General features: G+C 65.6%; 22 protein-coding genes and 1 tRNA gene. 11 read left to right on the top strand and 12 right to left on the bottom strand.

Going from position 1 to position 23,148, the window contains the following annotated elements; translation table 11 throughout:
- Positions 1–26: 26 nt before the first annotated feature.
- From M0R89_RS02325 to M0R89_RS02310, 4 genes are read left to right on the top strand one after another with little or no spacing between them, the layout of a single operon-like run.
- Positions 27–560, top strand: a complete 534-nt coding sequence (locus M0R89_RS02325) for a PGF-CTERM sorting domain-containing protein (RefSeq protein ID WP_248650957.1) — start codon at positions 27–29, stop codon at positions 558–560.
- Positions 557–2,095, top strand: a complete 1,539-nt coding sequence (locus M0R89_RS02320) for a molybdopterin-dependent oxidoreductase (RefSeq protein ID WP_248650956.1) — start codon at positions 557–559, stop codon at positions 2,093–2,095. The genes M0R89_RS02325 and M0R89_RS02320 overlap by 4 nt, the downstream gene beginning before the upstream one ends.
- A gap of 37 nt (positions 2,096–2,132) precedes the next feature.
- Positions 2,133–2,408 (top strand): ArsR/SmtB family transcription factor, encoded by a 276-nt coding sequence (locus tag M0R89_RS02315; RefSeq protein ID WP_248650955.1) that lies wholly within the window; start codon positions 2,133–2,135, stop codon positions 2,406–2,408.
- Between the two features lie 12 nt (positions 2,409–2,420).
- On the top strand, positions 2,421–2,708 hold the full coding sequence (locus tag M0R89_RS02310) for a DUF8036 family membrane protein (RefSeq protein ID WP_248650954.1): 288 nt from the start codon (positions 2,421–2,423) through the stop codon (positions 2,706–2,708).
- On the opposite strand, the gene M0R89_RS23400 is transcribed toward M0R89_RS02310, so the two are convergent.
- From M0R89_RS23400 to M0R89_RS02295, 3 genes are all read right to left on the bottom strand, one after another.
- Entirely contained in the window at positions 2,709–2,861 is a 153-nt protein-coding gene (locus M0R89_RS23400) for an HVO_2523 family zinc finger protein (RefSeq protein ID WP_248652330.1), read from the bottom strand. It abuts the gene before it with no gap.
- Between the two features lie 42 nt (positions 2,862–2,903).
- On the bottom strand, positions 2,904–4,160 hold the full coding sequence (locus M0R89_RS02300) for an arylsulfotransferase family protein (RefSeq protein ID WP_248650953.1): 1,257 nt from the start codon (positions 4,158–4,160) through the stop codon (positions 2,904–2,906).
- A 169-nt stretch (positions 4,161–4,329) separates the two neighbouring features.
- Positions 4,330–7,491 (bottom strand): adenosylcobalamin-dependent ribonucleoside-diphosphate reductase, encoded by a 3,162-nt coding sequence (locus tag M0R89_RS02295; RefSeq protein WP_248650952.1) that lies wholly within the window; start codon positions 7,489–7,491, stop codon positions 4,330–4,332.
- Positions 7,492–7,892: 401 nt separating this feature from the next.
- Here M0R89_RS02295 and M0R89_RS02290 point away from each other — a divergent pair, with 401 nt between their 5' ends.
- Positions 7,893–8,075 (top strand): DUF8029 family protein, encoded by a 183-nt coding sequence (locus M0R89_RS02290; protein WP_248650951.1) that lies wholly within the window; start codon positions 7,893–7,895, stop codon positions 8,073–8,075.
- Positions 8,076–8,259: 184 nt separating this feature from the next.
- Here M0R89_RS02290 and trpG read toward each other — a convergent pair whose 3' ends face one another.
- From trpG to trpD, 4 genes are read right to left on the bottom strand one after another with little or no spacing between them, the layout of a single operon-like run.
- Positions 8,260–8,880 (bottom strand): anthranilate synthase component II, encoded by a 621-nt coding sequence (gene trpG, locus M0R89_RS02285; RefSeq protein WP_248650950.1) that lies wholly within the window; start codon positions 8,878–8,880, stop codon positions 8,260–8,262.
- Positions 8,877–10,499: an anthranilate synthase component I gene (gene trpE, locus M0R89_RS02280; protein WP_248652308.1), complete on the bottom strand. Its 1,623-nt coding sequence runs from the start codon at positions 10,497–10,499 to the stop codon at positions 8,877–8,879. Before trpE ends, trpG begins: the two co-directional genes overlap by 4 nt.
- A gap of 20 nt (positions 10,500–10,519) precedes the next feature.
- Positions 10,520–11,227 (bottom strand): phosphoribosylanthranilate isomerase, encoded by a 708-nt coding sequence (locus M0R89_RS02275; protein ID WP_248650949.1) that lies wholly within the window; start codon positions 11,225–11,227, stop codon positions 10,520–10,522.
- Entirely contained in the window at positions 11,224–12,228 is a 1,005-nt protein-coding gene (trpD, locus tag M0R89_RS02270) for an anthranilate phosphoribosyltransferase (RefSeq protein WP_248650948.1), read from the bottom strand. The genes M0R89_RS02275 and trpD overlap by 4 nt, the downstream gene beginning before the upstream one ends.
- 295 nt (positions 12,229–12,523) lie before the next feature.
- On the opposite strand from trpD, the gene M0R89_RS02265 reads away from it, so the two are divergent.
- Positions 12,524–12,597: transfer RNA gene (locus tag M0R89_RS02265), tRNA-Val, on the top strand.
- A gap of 170 nt (positions 12,598–12,767) precedes the next feature.
- Here the strand turns inward: M0R89_RS02265 and M0R89_RS02260 are convergent.
- From M0R89_RS02260 to M0R89_RS02245, 4 genes are all read right to left on the bottom strand, one after another.
- Entirely contained in the window at positions 12,768–13,619 is an 852-nt protein-coding gene (locus tag M0R89_RS02260) for a Rieske (2Fe-2S) protein (protein WP_248650947.1), read from the bottom strand.
- 249 nt (positions 13,620–13,868) lie between these two features.
- Complete coding sequence (locus tag M0R89_RS02255; protein WP_248650946.1) at positions 13,869–14,435, bottom strand: DUF7504 family protein; 567 nt, start codon at positions 14,433–14,435, stop codon at positions 13,869–13,871.
- Positions 14,436–14,437: 2 nt separating this feature from the next.
- Entirely contained in the window at positions 14,438–15,109 is a 672-nt protein-coding gene (locus M0R89_RS02250) for a DUF7344 domain-containing protein (RefSeq protein WP_248650945.1), read from the bottom strand.
- Positions 15,110–15,300: 191 nt separating this feature from the next.
- Positions 15,301–15,600 carry a lycopene cyclase domain-containing protein gene (locus M0R89_RS02245; protein ID WP_248650944.1) on the bottom strand — a complete coding sequence of 100 codons (300 nt, stop codon included), beginning with the start codon at positions 15,598–15,600 and terminating at the stop codon, positions 15,301–15,303.
- Between the two features lie 118 nt (positions 15,601–15,718).
- On the opposite strand from M0R89_RS02245, the gene M0R89_RS02240 reads away from it, so the two are divergent.
- On the top strand, positions 15,719–16,861 hold the full coding sequence (locus tag M0R89_RS02240; RefSeq protein ID WP_248650943.1) for a CBS domain-containing protein: 1,143 nt from the start codon (positions 15,719–15,721) through the stop codon (positions 16,859–16,861).
- Between the two features lie 238 nt (positions 16,862–17,099).
- Here M0R89_RS02240 and M0R89_RS02235 read toward each other — a convergent pair whose 3' ends face one another.
- On the bottom strand, positions 17,100–18,101 hold the full coding sequence (locus tag M0R89_RS02235; protein ID WP_248650942.1) for a phosphate signaling complex PhoU family protein: 1,002 nt from the start codon (positions 18,099–18,101) through the stop codon (positions 17,100–17,102).
- A 269-nt stretch (positions 18,102–18,370) separates the two neighbouring features.
- Between M0R89_RS02235 and M0R89_RS02230 the strand changes: the two genes are divergently transcribed.
- From M0R89_RS02230 to pstB, 4 genes are read left to right on the top strand one after another with little or no spacing between them, the layout of a single operon-like run.
- Complete coding sequence (locus M0R89_RS02230) at positions 18,371–19,465, top strand: PstS family phosphate ABC transporter substrate-binding protein (RefSeq protein WP_248650941.1); 1,095 nt, start codon at positions 18,371–18,373, stop codon at positions 19,463–19,465.
- Positions 19,462–20,535 carry a phosphate ABC transporter permease subunit PstC gene (gene pstC, locus M0R89_RS02225; protein ID WP_438267673.1) on the top strand — a complete coding sequence of 358 codons (1,074 nt, stop codon included), beginning with the start codon at positions 19,462–19,464 and terminating at the stop codon, positions 20,533–20,535. Before M0R89_RS02230 ends, pstC begins: the two co-directional genes overlap by 4 nt.
- A complete protein-coding gene (pstA, locus tag M0R89_RS02220) occupies positions 20,532–22,157 on the top strand; it encodes a phosphate ABC transporter permease PstA (protein ID WP_248650940.1) in 1,626 nt (541 codons plus the stop codon). The genes pstC and pstA overlap by 4 nt, the downstream gene beginning before the upstream one ends.
- Positions 22,154–23,071: a phosphate ABC transporter ATP-binding protein PstB gene (gene pstB, locus M0R89_RS02215; protein WP_248650939.1), complete on the top strand. Its 918-nt coding sequence runs from the start codon at positions 22,154–22,156 to the stop codon at positions 23,069–23,071. The genes pstA and pstB overlap by 4 nt, the downstream gene beginning before the upstream one ends.
- Positions 23,072–23,148: the final 77 nt, after the last annotated feature.

The raw sequence follows: 23,148 nt of genomic DNA, 5'->3' as shown, positions 1-23,148 counted from the left end.
TTGGGGTGGCTCTCGCCGGTAGAACCATGCGTTTTGCAACGCCGATTACGGTGGCGGTACTCGTGTTCACGGTCTGCGTCGCGCCGATTACGGCACAGCAGACGACGACCGAGTGCGGCCCGACGACTACCGAGACGATGGGCGACGAGTCGATGAACGAGACGACGGGGATGATGGGGGAAACGACCAGCGAGACGATGGGCAACGAGTCGATGGAGGGAATGGCGAACGAGACGGAGACGATGGACGACGAGTCGATGAGTGAAACGACGGCGGCGATGGGCAACGAATCGATGAACGGGACGATGGGCGAGACCACCACCGACGCGATGGCCTCGGGGACGACCTGCGCGGACGAGTCGATGGGTGACGACTCGATGGACTCCGCGGCCGACGGTTCGATGGCCGAGACGACCGGCGAGCGCACCAGCGGCGACTCGATGACCGACACCACCGACGCCGCCGACAGCGAGTCGAGCGCGTTCGCGCCCGGGTTCGGCGTCAGCGCGGCACTTGTCGCGCTAATTGGCGCGCTCTACGTCGCGCGGAGGCGACCGTGACCGACCGCCGCGACCCTCGGGTCGCGCTCGGTCGCCCCGACGCCGGTAATCGCCTCGCTTCGACCGCGGCCGCAGTCGCGGCGGGCGTCGCGGCGGTCGCGGGGTCGTACGCCGCGGTCGGCCGGACGCCCGCGTTCGTCGCCGCGCCGATAAGCGAGGTCGTCGTCGCCTCGACGCCCGACGCGGTCGTCGCGTGGTCCATCCAGACGCTCGGGGACCTCGGAAGCCAACTCGGATTCCTGTTGGCGCTCGCGCTGACCGTCGCCCTGTTCGCCGCGACGGTCGCGGCCGGAAGCCTGCTCGCCGACCGGTTCGCGGTCCCGGCGCTCGCGGTCGCGCCCGTGGCCTGCGTCGCCGTCGCGCTGGCGCTCACCGGGTCGGCCGCTTCCACGCTCGCGGCCGGTGCGGGGGCGGGCCTCACGGTCGCGCTCGCTTCGGTCGGCGGTGGCGAACGGACCGATTCGGACGTGTCGGGCGCCGCCACGTCGTCGGCCCGGCGGCGCGTCCTCCGAGCGGTCGCTGGCGCGTTCGCTGTCGGCGGCGTCGGCGCGGTCCTCGGGTCCGACGAGGGCGGCGACGTGCCCGACCCGGACGGCGAGGTATCGGCGGACGTCGGGTCGCTGCTCGACGAGGCAGCGGAGAAGTCCCTCGACGTGGACGGCATCGAACCGCTGGTCAGCGAGCAGTTCTATCAGGTGGACATCAACAACGTGGACCCGACCCCGAAGCGCGAAGACTGGACGCTGAGCGTGACGGGTGCTGTCGAGGAGGAAGCCGAGTTCGACTACGACGACGTAACGGCGATGACGGACTCGGTCGAACACCGGTTCGTCACCCTGCGGTGCGTCGGCGAGGGTCTGAACGGTAAGAAGATGGACACGGCGCTCTGGACCGGGGTTCCCGTGATGGACCTGCTCGACGAGGCGGGCATCGACGCGGGCGGGAACTGCTGTGTCATGCTCCGGGCCGCCGACGACTACTTCGAGGAGTTCCCGCTGTCGGCCCTCCGCGACGGCTTCCTCGCCTTCGAGATGAACGGCGACCCGCTCCCCCGCGCCCACGGCCACCCCGTCCGCGCGCTGATTCCCGGCCACTGGGGCGAGATAAACGTGAAGTGGCTCACCGAAATCGAGGTGTTGGAGGAGGAGGCGAAAGGCTACTGGGAGAAGCGCGGGTGGCACGGAACCGGCCCGGTGAACACCGTGGCGAAACTCCACGCCGTGAATCGCCTCGGCGACTCGTCCGGCGGGACCACCGAGATGCAGGTCGGCGGTCACGCCTACGCGGGCACGCGAGGAATCGAGCGGGTCGAAGTCTCGACCGACGGCGGCGACTCGTGGACGGACGCCGAACTCTCGGACCCGCTCCCGGCCGAGGACGCGTGGCGCCAGTGGCAGTACACCTACGAGGCGACCGCTCCCCACGAGGTGGTCGTCCGCGCGACGGACGGCGAGGGGACGCTCCAACCGAAAGAAGACGCCGAGCCCTTCCCGAGCGGTGCGACGGGGTGGGTCTCGAAGCGCGTCGAGCCGTAGCTATAAGGGTCGTGGCTGAGAACCGAGGGACAGCGCGATGGACAAGGCGCTCTGGTACCTGCTCACGGCGACCCGCGGCGGTGAGAACCGCGCGCGGCTCATCCGCGAACTCTCCGAGCGCCCCCGAAACGCCAACCAACTCGCCGACGCGCTCGACGTGGAGTACAAGACGGTGCGCCACCACCTCGACATGCTCGAAGACCACGGCGTGGTCGAACCGGGCGACAACGACTATGGGAAGCTCTACTTCCTCACCGACCAGTTCGAACAGCACCGCGAGGCATTCGAGGAAATCACGGAACACATCGACTGAGAGGGACATGACATGAGTACGATACAGTTCGCCAGCGGAATCGCGGTCGTGAACATCCTCCTGCTCGGTCTGCTCACGACCGTCTGGGTCCGCAACTACCGGACGTTCCGCAGTTCGCTCCTCCTCGGACTGGTCGCGTTCGGGAGCGTCATGCTCGCCGAGAACGTGGTCGCAATCTACTTCTTCTTCAGCATGAAGATGCTCTACTCGGGCGACCCGACCGTCCAGCAGGCCGTGCTGGTGCTTCGCGGCCTCCAGTTGGTCGCCATCGCGTTCCTGACGTGGGTGACGATGAAGTAGTCAGTAGAAGGTGTCGGCGCAGTCCATGATGACGCCGTGCTGCGGACAGACGTACTTGCAGTGGCGGTGGTACATCGGTTGCTCACAGATGGGACACGGCCGGCCGCCCCGTTCGTCCCCGCCGGCGTCGCCCGGTTCCGCCGAGTCGCTCATGTCCGAACGACCGAGAGCGAGCGCCAAGACTGTTTCGCTGGGCTACTCGCCCGACCGTCGCCCGCGGACCAGCAGGTGTCCGCCCCGAATCCAGAGCGCGAGCGCGACGCCGACCGCCAGCAGGTGGCCCTCCGACACCCAGTAGGGAAGCGCGACGACGTGACGAGCGCCCGCGAGGAGCGTCGAGAGGACCGGAATCCTGCGGTCGAGTAGCCCGGTGTCGGCCGTGTGACCGACGCCGTAAGGCGACACCGACTTCGCCGCCGATTCGCCGTGGGGCAGGCGGTCGGCCTCGTAAGGGAGCGACGGGACCGAGTAACTCGCCGCGAGGCTCCCGTTCTCGCGCACCTCGACCACGCGGTTGTTCCGGCTATCGGTTATCAGCGTGTTGCCGTTGGGGAGTCGGTCGGCGTCCCGCGGCCAGTCGAGCGAAATGCCGCCGACCTTCGCCACCGACCACGCTACTTCCCACTCGCCGGTCGTGTCGTTCCGGTGGAGTTCGACCACGCGGTGGTTCTCGGAGTCGGCGACGACGAGCGCCCCGTCGCCGAGCCAATGGGGGTTGTGCTGTTTGTTCAGCACGTCGGCGTCGCCATCCCGGTTCACGACCTCGACCACGCCCCGTCCCCGCTCGACGACGAGGAGTTGGTTCATGTTCCGAATCGAGACGAGGTAGCGACCGTCGCCGATGCGGTCCACGTCGTTGAGGTGGAGCCAATCGGTCGTCGTCGGGTCCGCGGGACCGTCGTAGTGCTGGCTGGCGTTCCACGTCCAGACGCGCTCGCCGGTCTTCGGATTCAGCACGAAGATGCTCTCGAACTCCATGTCGGCGACGAGGACGTTCCCCGACGGGAGCATCTCGGCGTCGTGGACCTCGCTGTCCTCCCGGGTCCGGACCGGATAGCTCCACTGCCAGACGACGCGCGGTTCGGGTCCGGGGTCGACGATGCGGACCCCGGTGCGCTTGCACGGCGGGTCGTACGGCCCGCAGTTCCGGTAACCCCCCGCCGCGAACGACGCCAGCACGGACCCGTTGTCGAGTTTCTCGACGCTCTGGTAGCTGATGATGTCGCCGAGGCTCCAGCGCACGTCGCCGCGGCCGTCGAGCGCGGTCACGTTCCCGTTCGGTCCCGGCCCCTGCACGCCCACCAACAGCGTGTCGCTGGCACTGATTCGGTCCGAGACGGCGTCGGTGTCCGGGGCGAGCGCCCAACTCGCGCCGAACGCACCGACGAGGAGGACCAGTCCGGCGAGGACGAACGCGAGGCCGCGGACGGACGGGTCACTCAGGTCCGGCATCGGTGTCCCTCCCAGACGACTCGCTCGGCCGTTCTCTCGCGAACCGTCGCGCCGTTCCTCCCGACCGAGTGAATCGAACCCATGGCCGGGAAGGGTATGCTATCGATTCACGTAACCTCTCTGGCTACCGGTCGAAAAAAGAAGCCGTCAGTGCCGAACTACGTCGGAGTCAGCACTCGCTCCAGCCACAGGACTCGCAGGTCTTGCAGCCTTCAGAGTAGTACAGCGAGAGCGACCCGCAGTCAGGACACTCGGGGCTCTCGCCCGAGGCGATGATGTCCTGCTGGTCGGCCTCCTTGTCTGAGGCGGGTCCGTTCCCACTGGACGCCAGGTCCGACGACGCCCGCGAACCGCCGTCGGTCTCGGTGCCGGCGTCGGTCTGCGTGCTGGCTTCGGTCCCGCCGACCTCGTCCTCGACCTCGGTGAGGTTCTTCTGCTGGGGGTAGGCCTTCTCGACTTCGCCGTCGAGATACCGGCGCAGCGCAGTCCCGATGGCGTCCGGGATGGAGTTTATCTGCTCGCCCTTGTCCCACGCGACCTTCGGACTCCGGATGCCCCGCAGTTCGTCGGCGATTTCCTCGGGGTCCACGCCCGAGCGGAGCGCGGTCGAGATGGTCTTGGCCAGCGCCTCGGTGAAGGAGGCGGTGAAGCCGCCGGAGTTGCCGATGTTGGCGAACAACTCGAAGGGTCGGCCTTCGTCGTCCTCGTTGATGTTGACGTAGAGCTTACCGTACCCGGTGTCGATGCGCTGGGTGATGCCGTGGAGCACGTCGGGTCGGGGTCGCTTGCTGGCGTACGGCCCCTCGGCGTCCTCGCCGTCGGCGACTTCGAGGATGGACTCGACTTCGCGGTCGAGCGCGGCCTGCACGTCCCCGTTGTCGAGGAAGCCGTCGATGCCGCCGAAGACCTCCTGAATCTGTTCGACCAACTGCTCGGCGGCCTCGCTCTCGTCGGCGAACTCCTTGTTGTCCGCGCGGGTCGTGAGGACCTGCTTCGAGCGGGTGCCGTCGCGGTAGACGGTCACGCCCTTACCGCCGTTCTCGTAGATGTACTCGTAGACTTCCTGCATGTCCTCCTTGCTGGCGTCGTTGGGGAAGTTGCAGGTCTTCGAGATGGCGGAGTCGACGCCCTCCTGACAGGCGCACTGGACCGCGGCGTGTTCCTTGCCCGAGAGGTCGGAGGTCACGACGAACAGTTCGCCGATGGCGTCCGGGACCGTCTCCAGACCCTCGACGCCGTCGAACTCGTTTTCGGCCATCTGCTCTTGGGCCTCCTGCTTGACGGCGTCCACGTCGATGTCGTTGTCCTCCAGCATGCGGAGGAAGTAGTCGTCGAACTCCACGAGCATCTCGTCGCCCTGCACGTCGTCGGAGACGTTCTTGTAGTAGGCGACGTTGTAGATGGGTTCGCAACCGCCCGTGGTGTTGCCGACCATCGAGGTGGTGCCGGTCGGCGCGATGGTGGTCGTGTTGTGGTTCCGGACCGCGAAGCCGTCCTCCCAGTCGTCGGCGTCGAGACCGGTCTGCTTCTCGAACCACTCGCGGTACTCGGTCGGGTTCGCGTACTTGCTGTTGTCCCACTCCTCGAAGGAGCCTCGCTCCTCGGCGAGTTCGTGGGAGGTCCACTTGCTCTCGTGGTTGATGTACCGCATCAACTGGCGTGCGATTTCGTTGCCGGCCTCGCTGCCGTACTCGACGCCCAACTGGATGTAGAGTTGGGCCAGTCCCATGACGCCGAGACCGATTTTGCGCATCTCTCGGACCTTCTGCTCTATCTTGTCGACCGGGAAGTCCGACATCGTGACGACGTTCTCGAGGAAGCGGGTGCCGTACTCGATGCGGTGGTCGAACTCGTCCCACGCCATCGCGTCGGCGAGGAAGGCGTCGACGGCCTCCTCGAAGTCGTCGTACTCGTCGCCGTGGTCGTCGTACCAGACCCGCCAGTCGGGCGCGTCGGTGTCGGCCAGCGTCGAGAGGTTGATGTGACCGAGGTTACAGGCCTCGTACTCTTCGAGCGGCTGTTCGCCGCACGGGTTGGTCGCGAGGATGCGGTGGTCGGGATGCTCCTCCACGTCGAAGGAGTGTTCCTTGTTGACTCGTTCGAGGTAGATGACGCCGGGTTCGCCGTTCTCGTGGGCGCCGTCAACGATGCGGTCCCAGACGAGTTCGGCCGGAACCGAGAGTTCCTCGCCGACCTCGACGTGTTCGCCGAGACCGAACATCTCGTAGAGTTCCTTCGTGTGTTCGGTGGCGATGTGGGGCTCCTCAGTCCGGGGGTTCGTGAAGGTGAACTCCTCGCCGTTCTGGACCGCCTCCATGAAGTCGTCGGTGATGCCCACCGAGATGTTGAAGTTCGAGAGGTGGCCCTCGGCGGCGTTCCGGAGGTGCTTCGGGACGCGTCCCTCGTCGTCGATGAGTTCGCGGGCCTCCTCGAGGGCGTCCTTGAACGAGTTGTGGGTGTAGTCGTCGGGGTCGTTCAGTCGGAGGCTGTGCGCGAGACTCACGTCCTTGTTCTTCGCGTGAATGAACTGGATGACGTCGGGGTGGGAGACGCGCATGACGCCCATCTGGGCACCGCGCCGGGCCCCGCCCTGCGCGATGGTCTCGCACATCTGGTCGTAGGTCCGCATGAACGTGATGGGGCCGGAGGCGATGCCGCCCGTGCTGCCCACCGCGTCGCCGTAGGGGCGAAGCCGCCAGAAGGCGTAGCCCATGCCGCCGCCGCTCTGGAAGACCTCCGCGGCCTCCTTGGCGGTCTGGTGGATGTTGGTGATGTCGTCGTCGGGAGAGTCGACGAAGCAGGCCGAGAGCTGCTGGAGTTCGTCGCCCGCGTTCATCAGGGTGGGCGAGTTCGGCATAAAGGAGAGGTCCTCCATCAGCGTCTCGAACTCCTCGCGAACGTCCTCGACGTGTTCGCGGATTTCGTCGGGGAGTTCCGGGACGACCGTCTCGTAGGAGAACTTGTTGACGTTGTAGACCGAGAGGGTCGTCTCCGCGTCGTCGTCGGCCGCGGTGCCCTTACCGAAGACCTCCTCGGCGAGTTCGTCGCGGCGGGGGTGGTCGGGCTTGAGTTGGTCGGGCGTGACCGTCACGTCCTCGTCGCGCTTCTCGGCCTCGTAGACGGCCTCGGCGAGCGCGATGTTCTCGGCGACGCGCGGGAACAGGTCCTCCTGTTCCTCGATGAGGTCCCCGTCGGCGTTCTTCCGGAGGTAGCGCGCCGGGAGGATGTTGTGGTATGCGTTGTCAGTGAGTCGGTCTTCGAGGGTCTCGCCCTCGGTTCGCTTGATGGGGAGCGTGAGTTCGTCGGCCGTCAGTTCGCCCGCACCGCTCATGCGTCGGTCACCTCGGGCTTCTGTCCGGCGATTCCCGCTCCTGCGAGTGGCGTAGTTCGTATCATTCGTGACGGCGCTTTCATTCTGAGGCCTCCCAAATAAGCATTTCTTTAACTAACTCAAGTTTATTTGGACTGCGATGCCTCTGTTCCAAATTGTACGATGCCGCGAGGGGTCTTCCCGCCGACGCAAGCGAGACGGAATCGCGGCTCTCGGCTGGTCGCTCAATGGTAGCGTCCGGACCCTAATAAGAGTATGCAGACCGCGGTGAAAGTAGTCAGCGAACCGAACTAGTACTTGAGTAACTGCGCCTTACACCGCCGGTATCACGCGATTCCGGCGGATGGTCGGGTGTTAAGTGAGCGATACGTTTACGGTGAAGTGCGCTCGTTGATTTTACCATGGACGCTGGACTCCTCGCCGCCGGACTGCTCGGGACGCCGCTCGGACAACTACTCGTCGGCCTCGTCGCGCTTGCCGCTATCGTACTCGTCGGGCGCGTCCTGTTGAGCGTCGCGTGGAAACTCCTGCTGGTGGCCATCGTGGTCGTCGGCGGACTCTATACAGCAGGGGTCCTATTGTAACTCACTAAAACTTAAATCCGAAGCCGGGACGAAGGTCGCTCGGACGCTCCGCGCGGTCGTATCGAGGGAGTTGGCGAGTCAGTCAACAGTGTCGATGACCGTACGACCGCCAGTCCGACTACCCTGAGAAGGCTGTGCCGAATCGCCAGGACGAACTGCCTGCGACCAACCGCCAGCGACGGCGCTACGCGACGCCGTCGAGGAAGTTCCGAATCACGTCGTGGCCGACCGCCGTCAGCACGCTCTCGGGGTGGAACTGGACGCATTCGATGGGATGCTCCCGATGGCGCACCCCCATCACCAGTTCCGTCCCGTCGTGGTCAGTGGTCGCGGTCACCTCGAAGCAGTCGGGTACCTCGGTCGCCACCAGCGAGTGGTAGCGCCCGGCGCGGAACTCCTGCTCCAACCCCGCGTACACCCCGCGCTCGTCGTGAGAGACCGGGAACGCCTTCCCGTGAATCGGTTCGGGAGCGCGACCGACCGACCCGCCGTAGGCGTACACTGCGGCTTCCAGTCCGAGACAGACCCCGAGCGTCGGCACCGCGGGACTGACCTCGCGGAACACGTCGAGCGTGACGCCCACGTCGCGCTCGTTCTTCGGATGCCCCGGCCCCGGCGAGACGACGACGGCGTCGGGGTCGGCCTCGCGCACGTCCGCGAGCGAGGCCGTGTTCCGGACGACCTCCGTGTCTGCGTGCTGGCTCGTGTACTCCACGAGATTGTACGTGAACGAGTCGAAGTTGTCCACGAAGAGGACCTGCAGGTCGCGGGTCGCCGTGCGGTCGGGCCCGGCGCTCGCTGTCATCGTCTCGCCTCCGGCGCGTTCGACTCCGCGTCATCGGTCTCGGGCGCGTCCGACGACTCGATGCGTTCGAGCGCGGTCAGCACCCCGTCCATCTTCTGCTCGGTCTCCTCGTACTCGGCGGCGGGGTCGCTGTCCGCGACGATGCCCGCGCCCGCCTGCACCGTGATTCGGTCGGACGCGTCGCCGGCGTCGGATCCGGATTCGACCGTCGCGGTCCGGATGACGATGGCGAAGTCCGCGTCGCCCGACCACGAGTAGTAGCCGACGCCGCCGCCGTAGAGGCCGCGAGCCGTGAGTTCGAGGTCGTCGATTATCTCCATCGCGCGAATCTTCGGCGCTCCCGAGAGTGTTCCGGCGGGGAACGACGCGCGGGTCGCGTCGAAGGGGTCTGCGTCCGCCGCGAGTCGACCGGTCACGGTGCTCTCGATGTGCTGAACGTGGCTGTACTTGAGGACGTTCATGAACTCCTCGACCTGCACGCTCCCGGGGTCGCTGACCCGGCGCACGTCGTTGCGCGCGAGGTCCACCAGCATGGTGTGTTCGGCCCGCTCCTTGCCGTCGGCGAGCATCTCGCCCGCGAGGCGGCGGTCCTCGACCGGACTCGACCCCCGCGAGCAGGTCCCGGCGATGGGGTTGGCCATCACCTCGCGGCCGCGGACCGAGACCAGCGTCTCGGGACTCGCGCCGACCACGGTCAGGTCGTCGTAGCCGAGGAGATACATGTACGGCGACGGGTTCACGTCCCGGAGCGCCGCGTAGAAGCCCAGCGGGTCCACGTCGCCCCGGAGTTCGCGCGTCCGGGAGATGACGCCCTGATAGATGTCGCCGTCGAGGACGTGTTCCTTGGCGGTTCGGACCGCCTCCTCGTACTCGTCGCGCGGCCCGGCCGTCGCCGACTCGCGGACGAAACCGCCGGTCTCGGGGGACACGGCCCGGCCGAGCAGGTCGGCCACGCGGGTGGCCTCCTCCTTGAGGTCGTCGTAGACCGCCCCGGCGTCGTCGTCCGGTCCGACGACCGGCGTGAACACGAGCGAGACCGTCCCGGCGCGGTGGTCGAACGCGACGGTCTTGGTGTTGAGGACGAACTGGGCGTCGGGGAACCGAGAGTCGGGACGCTCGACTCCCACCTCGTCCAACCAGAGGTCGTACACCGCGTCGTAGGCCAGAAACCCGACCAGTCCGCCCTCGAAGTGCTGGCGGTCCTCGTCCGGGAACCCGCGCTGTTCGACGTCGGGCATGGCGTCTCGGAGGGCGTCGAGCGTGTCGCCCTCGCGGTCGGCCGAGACGTACTTCGCGGCCCGGCCGCCGAGCGACTCGACCGCCACTTCGTCGGGGTCGACCGTCACGACCGCGTCGGGGTCGTAGCCGACGTAGGAGTAGCGAGCGTGGCGGTCGCCCGACGTGTCGGGCGAGAACGCGCCGTCGGGGTCGCTGGAAGCGGTCTTCTCGGCGCTCTCCAACAGGAAGGCGTACTCCGAGGGGTCGGTCTCGGTCGAGCGCCCGGTCAGCGCCGCGTAGGCAGACAGCGGTGTGGTATCAACGCCGAGTTCGACGGCGGCGCGAACCACGGTCGGGTCGTCGCGGTCCGCGAGGGCCACGAACTGCTCCCGTTCCGGCATCGCGGCGTCGGACCCGAGCGTCATGGCGTCGGTGCCGAGTGGGTTCGTTTCGCGTTCGCCACGAAGTCGGCGACCGCGTCCGGGTCCTTCCGACCGTCGGCCGATGGCGTCTCGTCACTGACGGTTTCGCCACTGGCGGTCTCGTCGCCCACTCCGTCGCGGTCGACGCCGCTGGCCACGTCGACGGCGAACGGTTCGACCGTCCGCACCGCGTCGGCGACGTTCGTCGGGGTGAGTCCCCCGGCGAGGACGACCGGCGAGTCGAGCGTCGAGACGACCTCGGCGGTCCGGTCCCAGTCGTGAGTCTGGCCGGTGCCGCCCGCGCCGTCGTCGTCCACCGAATCCACCAGCAGCGCGTCGGCGACTTCGTCGTAGCGGCGCGCCTCGTCGGGGTCGCCGGCGTCGACCACCTTGATGACCTTCGCCTCGACGCTGGCGGTGAGATACGCGAGGTCGCCGACGCCCATCTCGCCGTGAACTTGGACCGCGTCGGGTTCGACCGCGCGGGCGAGTTCGACCGCGCGGTCGGGCGACTCCGGCATCGTGACGAGGACGGTCGTGACGAACGGCGGAGCGGCCTCGGCGATTTCGACCGCGCGCTGCGGGTCGATTTCCCGGGGGGAGTCGACGGGCACGTCCACCAGCAGGCCGACCGCGTCGGCACCCGCCTCGACGGCGACCCGGAGGTCGTCGGTCGACGTGAGTCCGCAGATTTTCACGCGTGTCATGCTCTCACGGTGGTCCGTAGTTGCTCGAACCGGTCTGCGGCCCCGCCGTCGTCGATGGCCTTCGCGGCGAGTTCGGCGCCGTCTTCGAGCGAGTCGGCCTCGCCCGCGACGTAGAGGGCGGCCCCGGCGTTGGCGAGGATGATGTCGCGCTTCGCGCCGGTCACCTCGCCCTCCACGATGGCGCGCATGTCTTCGGCGTTCTCCTCGGGGGTGCCGCCCGCGACCGCGCTCACGTCGTGGCGTGCGAGACCGAGGTCGTCGGGCGCGACGGTGTACTCCTCGATTTCGTCGCCGCGGACTTCCGCGGCGGTGGTCTCGTCGTGGACTGCAATCTCGTCCATGCCGGCGCCGTGGACGACGAGCGCGCGCTCGACATCCATCTTGGCGAGCGAGCGCGCGAGGACCGGCACGAGGTCGGGGTCGTAGACGCCGACGACCTGCGCGTCGGCCCCGGCGGGGTTCGTCAGCGGACCGAGGACGTTGAACACGGTCCGCATGCCGAGTTCCTTCCGGGGGCCGATGACGGCCTTCATCGCGGGGTGGAAGACGGGCGCGAGCATGAACCCGATACCGTCGTCCTCGATGGCCTGCTCGACGGCCGGGGGTTCGGCGTCGATTTCGACGCCCGCGACCTCCAGCACGTCCGCGCTTCCCGACGACGAGGAGACCGAGTAGTTACCGTGCTTGGCGACCGGGACCCCCGCACCGCTGGCGACGATGGCGCTGGTGGTCGAGACGTTGATGGTGTCGTAGTCGTCGCCGCCGGTCCCGCAGGTGTCCACGAGCGGCGACCGGTCGGGGTCGATGGTCCGCGCGGCCTCGCGCATCCCCTGCGCGAACCCGGCGATTTCGGTCTCGGTCTCGCCCTTCGCCCGGAGTGCCGTGAGCAGCGCGCCGATTTGCGCCTCGGTCGCCCCCTCGAAGACGGCCGTGGCCGCCTCTCGCGCTTCGTCGAGCGTCAGATTCTCGCCCTCGGTGACGCGTTCGATGTAGTCCTGCATTTGGAATCACCAATGTACTTCTTCGTCTTACAATGAACACAATCGTACATCAACTTAAAGGTGTCGGGGTGCCGGGTCGGCGACGGCACCTCCTGCAGTGTACTATCTTTCTTCCACGAGAGCGACACAGGCCGTCAGCAGTCGCTTCCTCCGCGTGACTCCGTCTCGCTGGTGGCTTCTGGAGACCGTTCGGCCGACTCCGCTTGAGAAACCGCGTGACTGCGACCGAATCCGAAAGGTTCAATTGTATCCCCGATAAACGAAGAAATGCGTCCGACGAAGACCGCACCGAAATGGGTTTGTGGTCTAGTTGGTTATGACACCTCCTTGACATGGAGGAGGCCGGCAGTTCAAATCTGCCCAAACCCACTCCAATTTTACGGGGACACGTTCCCACCGTTTCCTACATATTAGCAGTAGTGAGTCGTCGATAAGCCTCACCGTCTTCTCGGCATCAGTCGCGTGGACAGAGTCTGATGAAGGAAACAGGGGTCACGCCGTGGTCCACCGTTCGTTGACGGGGTTCTCGCGTCCCTGCGTCAGTCGTCCGGCCGCGGGAAGGCGTTGAACGACAGTTCGACCGGCGCGAACGGGTCGTAAACTGACTGGTGACATTGGCAGTACACCGCGTCGGTCGCGTCGAACTTCGAGGCGTCCTGCGAGGCGTTGAATCCGGGCGTGCAACAGAAGTGGGTGCACTTGTCGAGCCACGCGATGAAGTTCGACTCGGTGGCCGCTCGGAGGAACTCGGGGTTCTCGCTCTCGGCGGGGAGGTCCGCAACCTTCGGCGAGCGCAGCACCTGTACCGGAAGCTCGGTCACGTCGCCGCCGTCGGACTGCGAGCGCCACGTCGTCTGGGCTGGCTTCCCGGCGCCGGCAGACCCGATGCCGTTGCTCCACGTCTTGTAGTCGTCGAAGTCGTCCACGTGGAGCTTCTGCCCTCGGTCGTGGTCGGACTGCCAGTCGTAGAGACCGGGCTTGGACCGAAAGTAGTTGTCCTGATCGGCGTCCGGGATCAACCCCTCCGCGTTCTGGACGCCGCAGTACTGGAACCACCGACCGGTGTAGGTTACGCCGCCGATCTCCTGTTCGGTGATCGTGATGGTACTGCCGTCTTTCAGTTTCTTCTCCTTCACGTCGGGCCAGATACCCTTCAGAAACCCCTCGTCGTCGATAGTCAGCGGAATGACCGGCATCCCGCGCGGCGCGGGGCCGTCGGTGTTCTTGATGCCGACGTAATCGGTCGGACCGCCGGTGCCACCGGTGGGAGACGTCGTCGCGTCCAGGGCGGCGGTGGCGGCGGTGCCGGCGCTCGTGAGCGTCGCTGAACCGACCACGCCTTTCACGAATCGTCGCCGGTCGTTCTCGGGCGGATACTTGTCTTCGTCCATCGGGACCGAGTGGCTATTCGGGCCTAACTATTGTATTATTTATGAATTGTTTCCAATATCTGAGAACGACCCCAAAGTTTAGGTTCTGACATATCGTATCGACCGCTGATTCTCCTCCGTCTCGGAGGTCGTACCACTCGTCGGTTTCCGGCTCTCGGTTTGCAGTACGCTACTCGTCGAATCACCCAAAAGCAGTCCCTGAAGAGAGGGTAAGGGACGCCTGAAACCGAAATCGAGGACCTGATTCCGCTATCCGAGTTCGCGCTCGGCGTCGCACATCGACCGCAGTCGCTCGTAGGTCTCGTCGGCGATGGCGTCGGGGTTCGCGCCGTACATCCCGTTGACCTCCCGCGCTCGCACCCGGTTGGTCAGCGTCTGGAAGAACCGACAGACCCGGTCGGCGTCCGCGTACATCAGCAGGACGCCGAGGGCGTCGAGAACGACCCATCCGGTTCCGGACTCGACGTGCCGAATCGCGTCGGAGAACCGCATGGCGATACCGGTCAGGTCGTTCGGACTCACGGAGTCGGTCGTCCACAGGTCGCCGTCGTAGTCGCAGGTCGCGGGAACTACCGGCACGACGCCCACGTTCGCGGGGTCGTGACCGCCCCGTTCGAGTCGCGCTTCGAGTCGCTTCGGATGGTCGCGTGCCGAGACCACCAGTAGATTGCCGTACGCGCGTTCCGGCAGGGCGGCCAGCGGGTCGGCGTCGGTCGGCGTCCGGACGAGCGTCTGGGACCCGCCGGGGGCGAACGCACCCGGCGTCGGGTCCTCGCGTCCGAGTGCACCGTCTCTAGACCGCGCCGCCTCGTCCATCGTCAGGACTCCTGAATCTCCGGGGGCGTCTCGCCGGCACCACCCGCATGGCGGGAGTAGTACGTGTGCGCGACCGCGACCGCGCCGTACGCGGCGACGACCGCGGTCGCGAGTAGCACGTCGGCGACCAGCGAGAAGGGCGGTAGTCCGAGCCACGCGCCCGTCAGCAGGCCGAGTCCTCCGACCGCGAGTCCGAGATACCAGTTACACCACGGAATGTCGGGCTGGGATTCGAGGTCCAGATACACGTCGAGTTGCTCGGCCGCGCCCGAGAGGTCCACGATACCGCGGTTCTGGTTGTAGTCCACGATGCCCGCGTCGTCTAACTTCGGGAGGTGTGACTGGTAGAGCGCGGTGTAGACGCGCTTGCGCTCGGCCGCGGATATCGCGTCGACCGCGATGTCGTTCTCCCACGCCGCCACTTGTTCGGCGAGTTCGGACAGCTGGACCGACCCTTCGGCGCGTCTCAGATAATGGAGCGCGTATCGCCGTCGTCGGTTTTTCAGAACGTCGAAGACGAGGTCGCGAGAGAGTTCAGGTTCGGACTCCTCCTCCTCGCTCTCGGATTCGACGATGTCAGAGACCTGCTGTTCCGCTACAGCCGATTCCTGCTGGTCCGGAGTCTCCTCCGGTTCGGTACTTCCGGTTCCGGATGAGTCACCAATGGTGCTCATTAATATGCCACCCCTTGCTCGTAACCCAGCATGGATTGAACACATCGCCCGGATTAGCCTTTGTTATTCACCATTTACCCACTGACAATGGTTGCTTACGAACAGTTGCGGCTCTGTTTCATCCCGTTGCAGTCCTGCGGTAACCCCCGCTTACCGTTCGATTTCGGCGGCCTCAGACGTACTGCTCACCTCTAGTCGCGCAGGGTCTCGTGGAGACCGAGGACGAACGCCGGAACGACCACCATGAAGACGTGTTCCTCTATCGGAATACCGAGTAGGTTGACGCCAGTTCGAAGTCGGATAGCGAACACGCCGATATGGAGCGTGTACCAGTCCCACAAATAGGCGATTGGATACAGGACGGCGATAGTCCGGAGGGCTTGAACCAGCGCGTCGGCCCGGTAAAGAAGTCCTACCGCGACCGTTCCGAAGACCACCTCGCTCACGAGGTACGTGTACTCGCCGAAGACCGCGCCGATGTCGGGTATCACCTCCGGCGATACGGGCGCTCGCGGCAAAAAAACACGGTTCAAAGGGGTACCGGTCAGTCTCGTAGTCCGACAACTCGGCCAAGTTTCATTATCGCTGGCGGCCTACGTTCGGACGACGATGGACATCGCCGATATCGCAACGACGGACTACATCGAGTTAGACGCCGAATCGAACGTCGGGAAGGCCCGTTCTATCTTCGAGGAGGAGAATCCCAAGGGAATCATCGTGACGCGTGCGGGCGACTACGAGGGTGTCATCACCCAGAAACAACTGCTGCGCTCGCACATCGAGGACCACACCAAAGTCGACACTCTGACCAAGTCGGCACCCCGCGTCGACCGGACCGACAACGTCCGTGACGTCGCCCGCGCCTTGGTCGAGGGCGGCACCAAGGTCGCGCCCGTCTTCGAGTCGGGCACCCTCTGGGGCGTCGTGGACCAAGACCTCATCCTCGAGGCGGTGCTCGAAAATCTCGACACGCTCACGGTCGAACAGATATACACGGAGAACGTCGTCTCCATCGCGGAGGACGCCACGCTCGGACAGGCCATCAACCGCCTGCGCGAACACGGCGTCTCCCGGCTTCCGGTCGTGGACGACGACGGGTTCCTGACCGGCGTCGTCACGACCCAGGACGTGGTGGAGTTCGCGACCCGGAGCGTCGAGAAGACGACTCGGGGCGACCGGTCGGGCGAGGGCGACCGACTCCTCGACCTCCCGGTCTACGACGTGATGTCGAGTCCGGCCATCACCACGAACTTGGACGAGAGCGTGCGCGACGCGGTCGAACGCATGCTCGACAACGACTACTCGGGACTCGTCGTCACCCCCAAGGACGACGACCGAGTGGTCGGCGGCGTCATCACCAAGACCGACGTGTTGCGTGCGCTCTCGTACACTGAGGAGGACGTGATGGACGTGCAAATCACCAACGTGAACCTGCTCGACACCCTCTCGCGGGAGTCGATTCGCTCGTCCATCGCGGAGATTTCGGACAAGTACCAGAAGATGCAAGTTCGACACGCGCACGTGCGCTTCCACGAACACAAGGAGAAACTCCGGGGCACGCCGCTCCTCCAGTGCAAGATTCGACTCCGAACCAACCGCGGGCAGGTCGCCGGGTCCGGCGAAGGCTACGGCGCCGAACAGGCGTTCAGCGTCGCCCGCGACAAACTGGAGCGCAACGTCCTCGAGATGAAGGGCGTCGAGAGCGACCGGGAGTACGAGGGCCAACTCCTCCGAAAACTGGGCGAACTCTGAGTAGCGGGGCGGTCACGTCACCCCTCGACGCTTCGCTGCCGACCGAAGTAGTGGCGAGCGGTCCGTCGTGTAGGCCGTCTGATATCTATTTTATCGAAGATGAGCGAACCGTTGGTGTGTTCTCCGTTCAACCGCTCGGCTACCTCGCGGTGAGTGGCGGGTTCGGCGGAATCACGTCGTCTCCCGAACGTCCGGTCAAAGGTGGAAGCAGTAAGTCGGGTGAAGAACGCGACGAAATCTAATTTTCGGGTCGCGGCGCGGCCTTCTGGAGGGCGGTCTCGGCGATGTTGCCGCCGTAGTCGGCGCTCCGTGACAGCGAGTCGACGACGAGACTGAGTTGCTGGGCGCGTTCGGCGTCCATCTCGCGGATGAGGTCGTCCACCGCGCGGGTGTGTTCGTCTATCTGTCGGACGTGTTCGCGCGCGCTGTTCCCGAGGCGGGTCGCCTCGGAACCGTCCTCTTCGAGCAGGGCGTCCATCGCCATCTCGACGACGTCGGCCGACTCGGCGTGGAGTTCCTCGAGGGCTTCGGAGACTTCGTCGGGAATCTCGCCGAGTTCCAGCGCGTGGTTGCCGATCTTCGCGGCGTGGTCGGCGATACGCTCCAGTTGGCGTGCGCTGGAGTGGTAGTCGAAACACGTTTCGCGCGGGAGGCCGATGTCGGCGGCGGTACTCGGGTTGCGGAGCGCCGACCGGAACACCCGCGAAATCATGAACCAGAGTCGGTCCACGTCGTCGTCGCGTTCGATGACGTCCGTGGCGAGGTCGTCGTCGTTCTCGACCAGTGCGGTCACGGCGTCCTGTAGCATCGTTATCGCGACGAGTCGCATGCGCGTGATGGCGTTGTGAATCGACAGTTCCGAGGAGTCGAGCAGGTCCTGCAGGACCACTCGGTCGCTGGTCTCCTCGATGACTTCCAGTCCGACCAGTCCCTGCGTGGCGTCCCGGACCGTCCGACGCTGGTCGGGGGTCACGCGCGTCGCTTCGAGGTTGATGATGTCGAAGCCGCTGACGTAGAGCGTGAACACCGTCCGCATGAGTTCGGCCCCTTCGAGGTCGGTGATGTCTACGGTGCCCTCCACCGTGTCCTCCGCCGTCCGGGGAGAGAGTAACAGCGAGTCTCCCTCGGGGTGGAACTCGACGCGGTCCCCCGCCTCGATACCGTTCTCGGTGGCCCATCCCTTCGGAATCGAGACGGTGAACGTGGATCCGCCCGTGACTTGGACTTTCCGCGTCTCCATGTCACGAAGCGAGAGTCGATGCACAATAAATCTATTCAAATCTATATACGAGTCGAGTTCTCTGCGGAAACCCGACGGGGAATCGTGCGTGTTCTCCGGAAGGTCTCGACGCTCTCGAGTTCTCCTCTCTGCCCTCTCGGCCTGAGACTGCTCCTATTGGACTTTGCTGACATCCCGGAGGTGATGCCGAACGTGAATACTGATGGGTACGTACATCTATATAGATATAATAGAAGGGTATTTACTTGGCCTGAGGTAAATCCATTCCAATGCGGGAAAGACCCTCTGTGGATCGTCGAACTGTTTTGCTCGGAGGGGGGACCGCCATCGCCGGACTGGCTGGCTGTATCAGCACGAGTCCGACGCCTCCCGGTGGTCGTGGGGGAACGACCACCGAGTCCGGAGCATCGGACGACTCGTCTTTGGAACAGCTAAAGGCGGGCGGTTCCTCGACTGTGTATCCGATTACGAGTACGGCCGCGTCGGTGTGGAACTCCAACCCACCCGCCGACGACGAGGAGTACTGGGGGCCGAGCAACTACGGCATCGACACCGACGAACGACTGGCCAACTACTGGGCCAGCATGTACGGGTTCGACGGCGGAGGCGACACGACGCCGCCGTACAAGGTCAACGTCGGCCTGAGCCACTCCGGGACCGGACTGGAGAAACTCAAGAACGGTCTCATCGACATCGGCAACGCGAGCGCACCCGTCGCCGCCGAACTCACCGACCTGAGCGAGGAGGAACTCGAGAAGTTCAAAGACCACGTCGTGGGCGTGGACGCCCAACCCATCGTCGTCAGCAAGGAGATTTACGAGGCGGGCGTGACGAAGCTGACTGCCGAACAGGTCCGGAAGATATACACCGGCAAGATTACGAACTGGTCGGAGATTCCGTCCTACGAGGGCGAAGACAAGGATATTCAGGCGGTCGGTCGTGCCGAGGGGTCGGGGACCGACACCGCGTTCCGGGCGAACATGCTCGGCGACCCGAACGCCTCGATGTCGGGCGTGGACGTGCGCAAGGGTCAGAATCAGCAGGTCAAGACCATCGTCGCCCAATCGAGCAACGCCATCGCGTACATGGCGCTGGCGTTCGTCACCGACCAGACCCCGCCGGTCAAACTCTCGTTCGACGGGACGGTGTACGAACCCGGCAAGAACCTCGCCGACGAGAACTATCCGCTCTCGCGTGACCTCCACTGCTACACCTACGGGGGCACCTCGAAGAAGGAGGCGGCGTACCTCCGCATGATAATCAGCGAGTACGGACAGCAGAACTTCGTCAAGCCCGAGGGCTACTCGATGCTGACGAAAGAACGGCGAAAGAACCAACTCGAAAAGCTCCCCGACGCCAAATGATCGGTAGCGTCGACGCCCGCGTTCGGTCCGCTCGCACGACCGTCGAGGAGATGGACCGCGGGGAGCAGTTCGTGAACGGCGTCGCGGTCGCGTCGGTGCTGGGTGCGCTGTTGGCGTTCCTCGTCGCGCCCGCCTACACGGTGTTCCCGCTCCTCGCGTTCTTCGGCGTCGTCACGTACGGCTGGAAGGCCCATCAGGCCAACACCGCGAAACTCCTGATGTTCCTGATGACCGCCTCGACCATCGTCATCCTCGGACTCATCACGGTATATCTGATACTCCGGTCGATTCCGGTGTTCCAGGCGATGGGTCTCGACATCGTCCTCAAGACCAGCCAACCGCTCTGGAGCACCAGTCAGGGAATCTACTCGCTGGTTCCGATGATGTGGGGCACCCTCGTCACCACCCTGCTGGCGATGGCCATCGCCGCACCGCTCGGCGTGGCCGGTGCGCTGTTCATCAGCGAAATCGCGCCGGGGTGGGCCCGCGAGGTCATCAAGCCCGGCATCGAGATTCTGGCCGGCGTCCCCTCCATCGTCTACGGCTTCATCGGCTACGTCATCATCAACACGTACATGATGGAGGAGTTCGAGTTGGCCAACTTCGGGAGCCTGTTCGCGGCCGGACTCGTCATCGGCGTGATGGCGCTCCCGACGGTGGTCTCGGTCGCCGAGGACGCCATCGACAGCGTGCCCGAGTCTATGAAGAGCGGGTCGCTCGCGCTCGGCGCGACCGACTGGCAGACCATCAAGAGCGTCACCATCCCGGCGTCGTTCTCGGGGGTCTCGGCCGCGGTCCTGCTCGGCGTCGGCCGGGCGGTCGGCGAGACCATGGCCGTGACCGTGATGCTCCCCCACCAGCAGGTCCTGCCGGACCCGCTCTACGACGTGTTCAAGGGGACCGAGACCCTGACCAGCGTCATCGCGGGCCAGTACGGCGTCGCCTCGGGCAACCAGATGTCGGCGCTGTTCGCGGCCGGGGTCGTGCTGTTCGTGACCGTCCTCGGACTCAGCATCGCCTCGCAACTGGTCGAAGCGCACATGGAGCGTAAACTGGGTGGAAGCCAATGAGCTACGAGTCGAGCAATCTGGTCGCCGAGGAGTCGTCGCTGGCCGAGCGAGTCGCCGCCAGCGTCGTCGGTCTGAACGTGCTGTCGGTCGTCATGGGCTTCGCGGCCATCTTCCAGTGGACCGAGGTCGAGAGCGACTTCTTCGGCGTGAGCCTCTTCAACCTCTACGGGGCCAGCCTCGTCCTCGCGGGCGTCGCCGTCGTCGCACTCGGACTGGCCTCCCGCACCGGCCTCGTGGACACGGCGCCGAACCGGAGCGCCGGACTGCTGACGGGGAGCCTGTTCGGTCTCGTCGGCGTCGTCGCGGGCGCGCTGGTCGCGTCCCAGACGCTCGGTCTGAGCAGCGTCGTCCTGTGGCTTCCGGTCGGGCTCCTCGTCGGCGCGGGCGTCGGCGCGGCGACGGTCCTGCCGCGCGAGGACATCGGTTCGACGCTCCCCGCGGGCGCGCTGTCGATTCTCGTCGGCGCGCTCTTCCTGCTCAACGTCCTCACGGTCGAGTGGGAGTGGGAACCCGAGGGCTTCTCGGCGGCGTTCACCGGGCCGGTCGTCGTCCCGGCGCTGACCATCTTCGCAGGTCTCGTCTGCGCGTGGGCCGCCGCCAAGTCCCACGAGGGCTTCGGGACGCGGGGACGACAGGCCGGGGCCTACCTGCTGGTCGGCCTGAACGCCTTCGGGATGCTCGGAGTCTTGCTCCTGCTCGTCGTCTTCGTCGCGACCAAGGGCTGGTCGCGCATGGTCGAGGGCCTGAAGTTCGGCCTGTTCAGCGAACCCGCGTTCTGGTTCCACGTGCCGGGTCTCGACCAGTATCTCATCTTCGAGATTCCCGGCGTGTGGTTCTACTGGCCGTTCACGATGAACGGCTACTCGCTGTCCAAAGACGTCGTCAACGGCGTCCTGCCCTCCATCGTCGGCACGGTCTGGTTGGTCATCGGGGCGGTGCTGTTCGCGGTTCCGCTCGGCGTCGGTGCGGCCGTCTTCCTCACCGAGTACGCCGAACAGGGCGGGTTCACCCGCGCGGTCGAGATAGCGACCAACGGCCTCTGGAGCACGCCGAGCATCGTCTACGGCCTGTTCGGCTACGCCTTCCTCGTGCCGCGTCTGGGCAACACTACCTCGCTGATGGCGGGCCAGTTGGTCCTCGGGTTCATGCTCCTGCCGCTGGTTCTCATCACCAGTCGAGAGGCCATCCAGACGGTTCCCAAGGAGTACCGCGACGCCAGCGCCGCCCTCGGCGTCAGCCAGTGGGAGACCATCAAGAGCGTGGTCCTCCCGGCCGCGATGCCCGGCGTCATCACCGGCGTCATACTCGGCGTCGGCCGCATCGCGGGCGAGACCGCGCCCATCCTGCTGGTGGCGACCGGTAACCTGCAGGCCAGTTCCGGCCCCGCGGTCCTATCGGGCTTCCGGTTCACGGCGAGTCCGCCCTTCGTGGCGAACCCGGTCCTGCTGGACAGCATCAGCGCCCTGCCCTACAAACTCTACGCGACCATCACGGCGGGCGTCGTGAGTACCGACCCCGCGTTCGGGTGGGCGACCGCGCTGATACTCCTCATCGTGGTCATGTCGTTCTACGCGGTCGGCATCGTCTCTCGAATCTACTTCCGGAGGAAACTCGAACAATGAGCAACGCAGAATTCAAACCGAGCGAGCAAGCCGACGAACAGACAGCGAGCCAGCCCACGACGGTCAGCGGCGAGAGCCAAGAGCAACTCAAAGACGAGTGGACCGAGTACGACTTCGAGGGCGCGCCCAAGATTTCGGTCGAGGACCTCGACGTCTACTACGGCGAGGACCACGCCATCCAGTCGGTGTCGATGGACGTTCCCGAGAACAGCGTCACCGCGCTCATCGGCCCCTCCGGATGCGGGAAGTCCACGTTCCTCCGGTGTCTCAACCGGATGAACGACCGCATCAACTCGGCGCGAGTCGAGGGATCGGTCGAAATCGACGGCGAAGAGATATACCAAGACGGCGTGAACCTCGTGGAACTCCGCAAGCGCGTCGGCATGGTGTTTCAGGCGCCCAACCCCTTCCCGAAGTCGATTCGGGACAACATCGCCTACGGCCCGCGCAAGCACGGCGACATCAACGACGGACTGCTCGACAAACTCCTCGGCCGTGCCGACCCCGACAAGGAGGACGAAATCGTCGAGCGCTCGCTCCGACAGGCCGCGCTCTGGGACGAGGTCAGCGACCGACTCGACGACAACGCGCTCGGTCTCTCGGGCGGCCAACAGCAGCGCCTCTGCATCGGTCGGTGCCTCGCGGTCGACCCCGAGGTCATCCTGATGGACGAACCCGCGTCCGCGCTCGACCCCATCGCCACCGCGAAAATCGAGGACCTCATCGAGGAACTCTCGAAGGACTACACCGTGGTCGTCGTCACGCACAACATGCAACAGGCCGCTCGCATCTCCGACCAGACCGCGGTGTTCCTGACCGGCGGCGAACTCGTGGAGTACGGCGAGACCGACCAGATATTCGAGAACCCCAACAGTCAGCGCGTCGAGGACTACATCACCGGGAAGTTCGGATAGCGGCTTTCGCTGCGCTCGGAGATTCGCCGGAGGGGCTACCCTCGCCGGTGAAACGTTCGCGGAAACACGCCGGGAGA

The organism is Halorussus limi (genome assembly GCF_023238205.1).
Lineage (GTDB): Archaea > Halobacteriota > Halobacteria > Halobacteriales > Haladaptataceae > Halorussus > Halorussus limi.
This window is presented reverse-complemented; position numbering and strand designations above follow the sequence as displayed.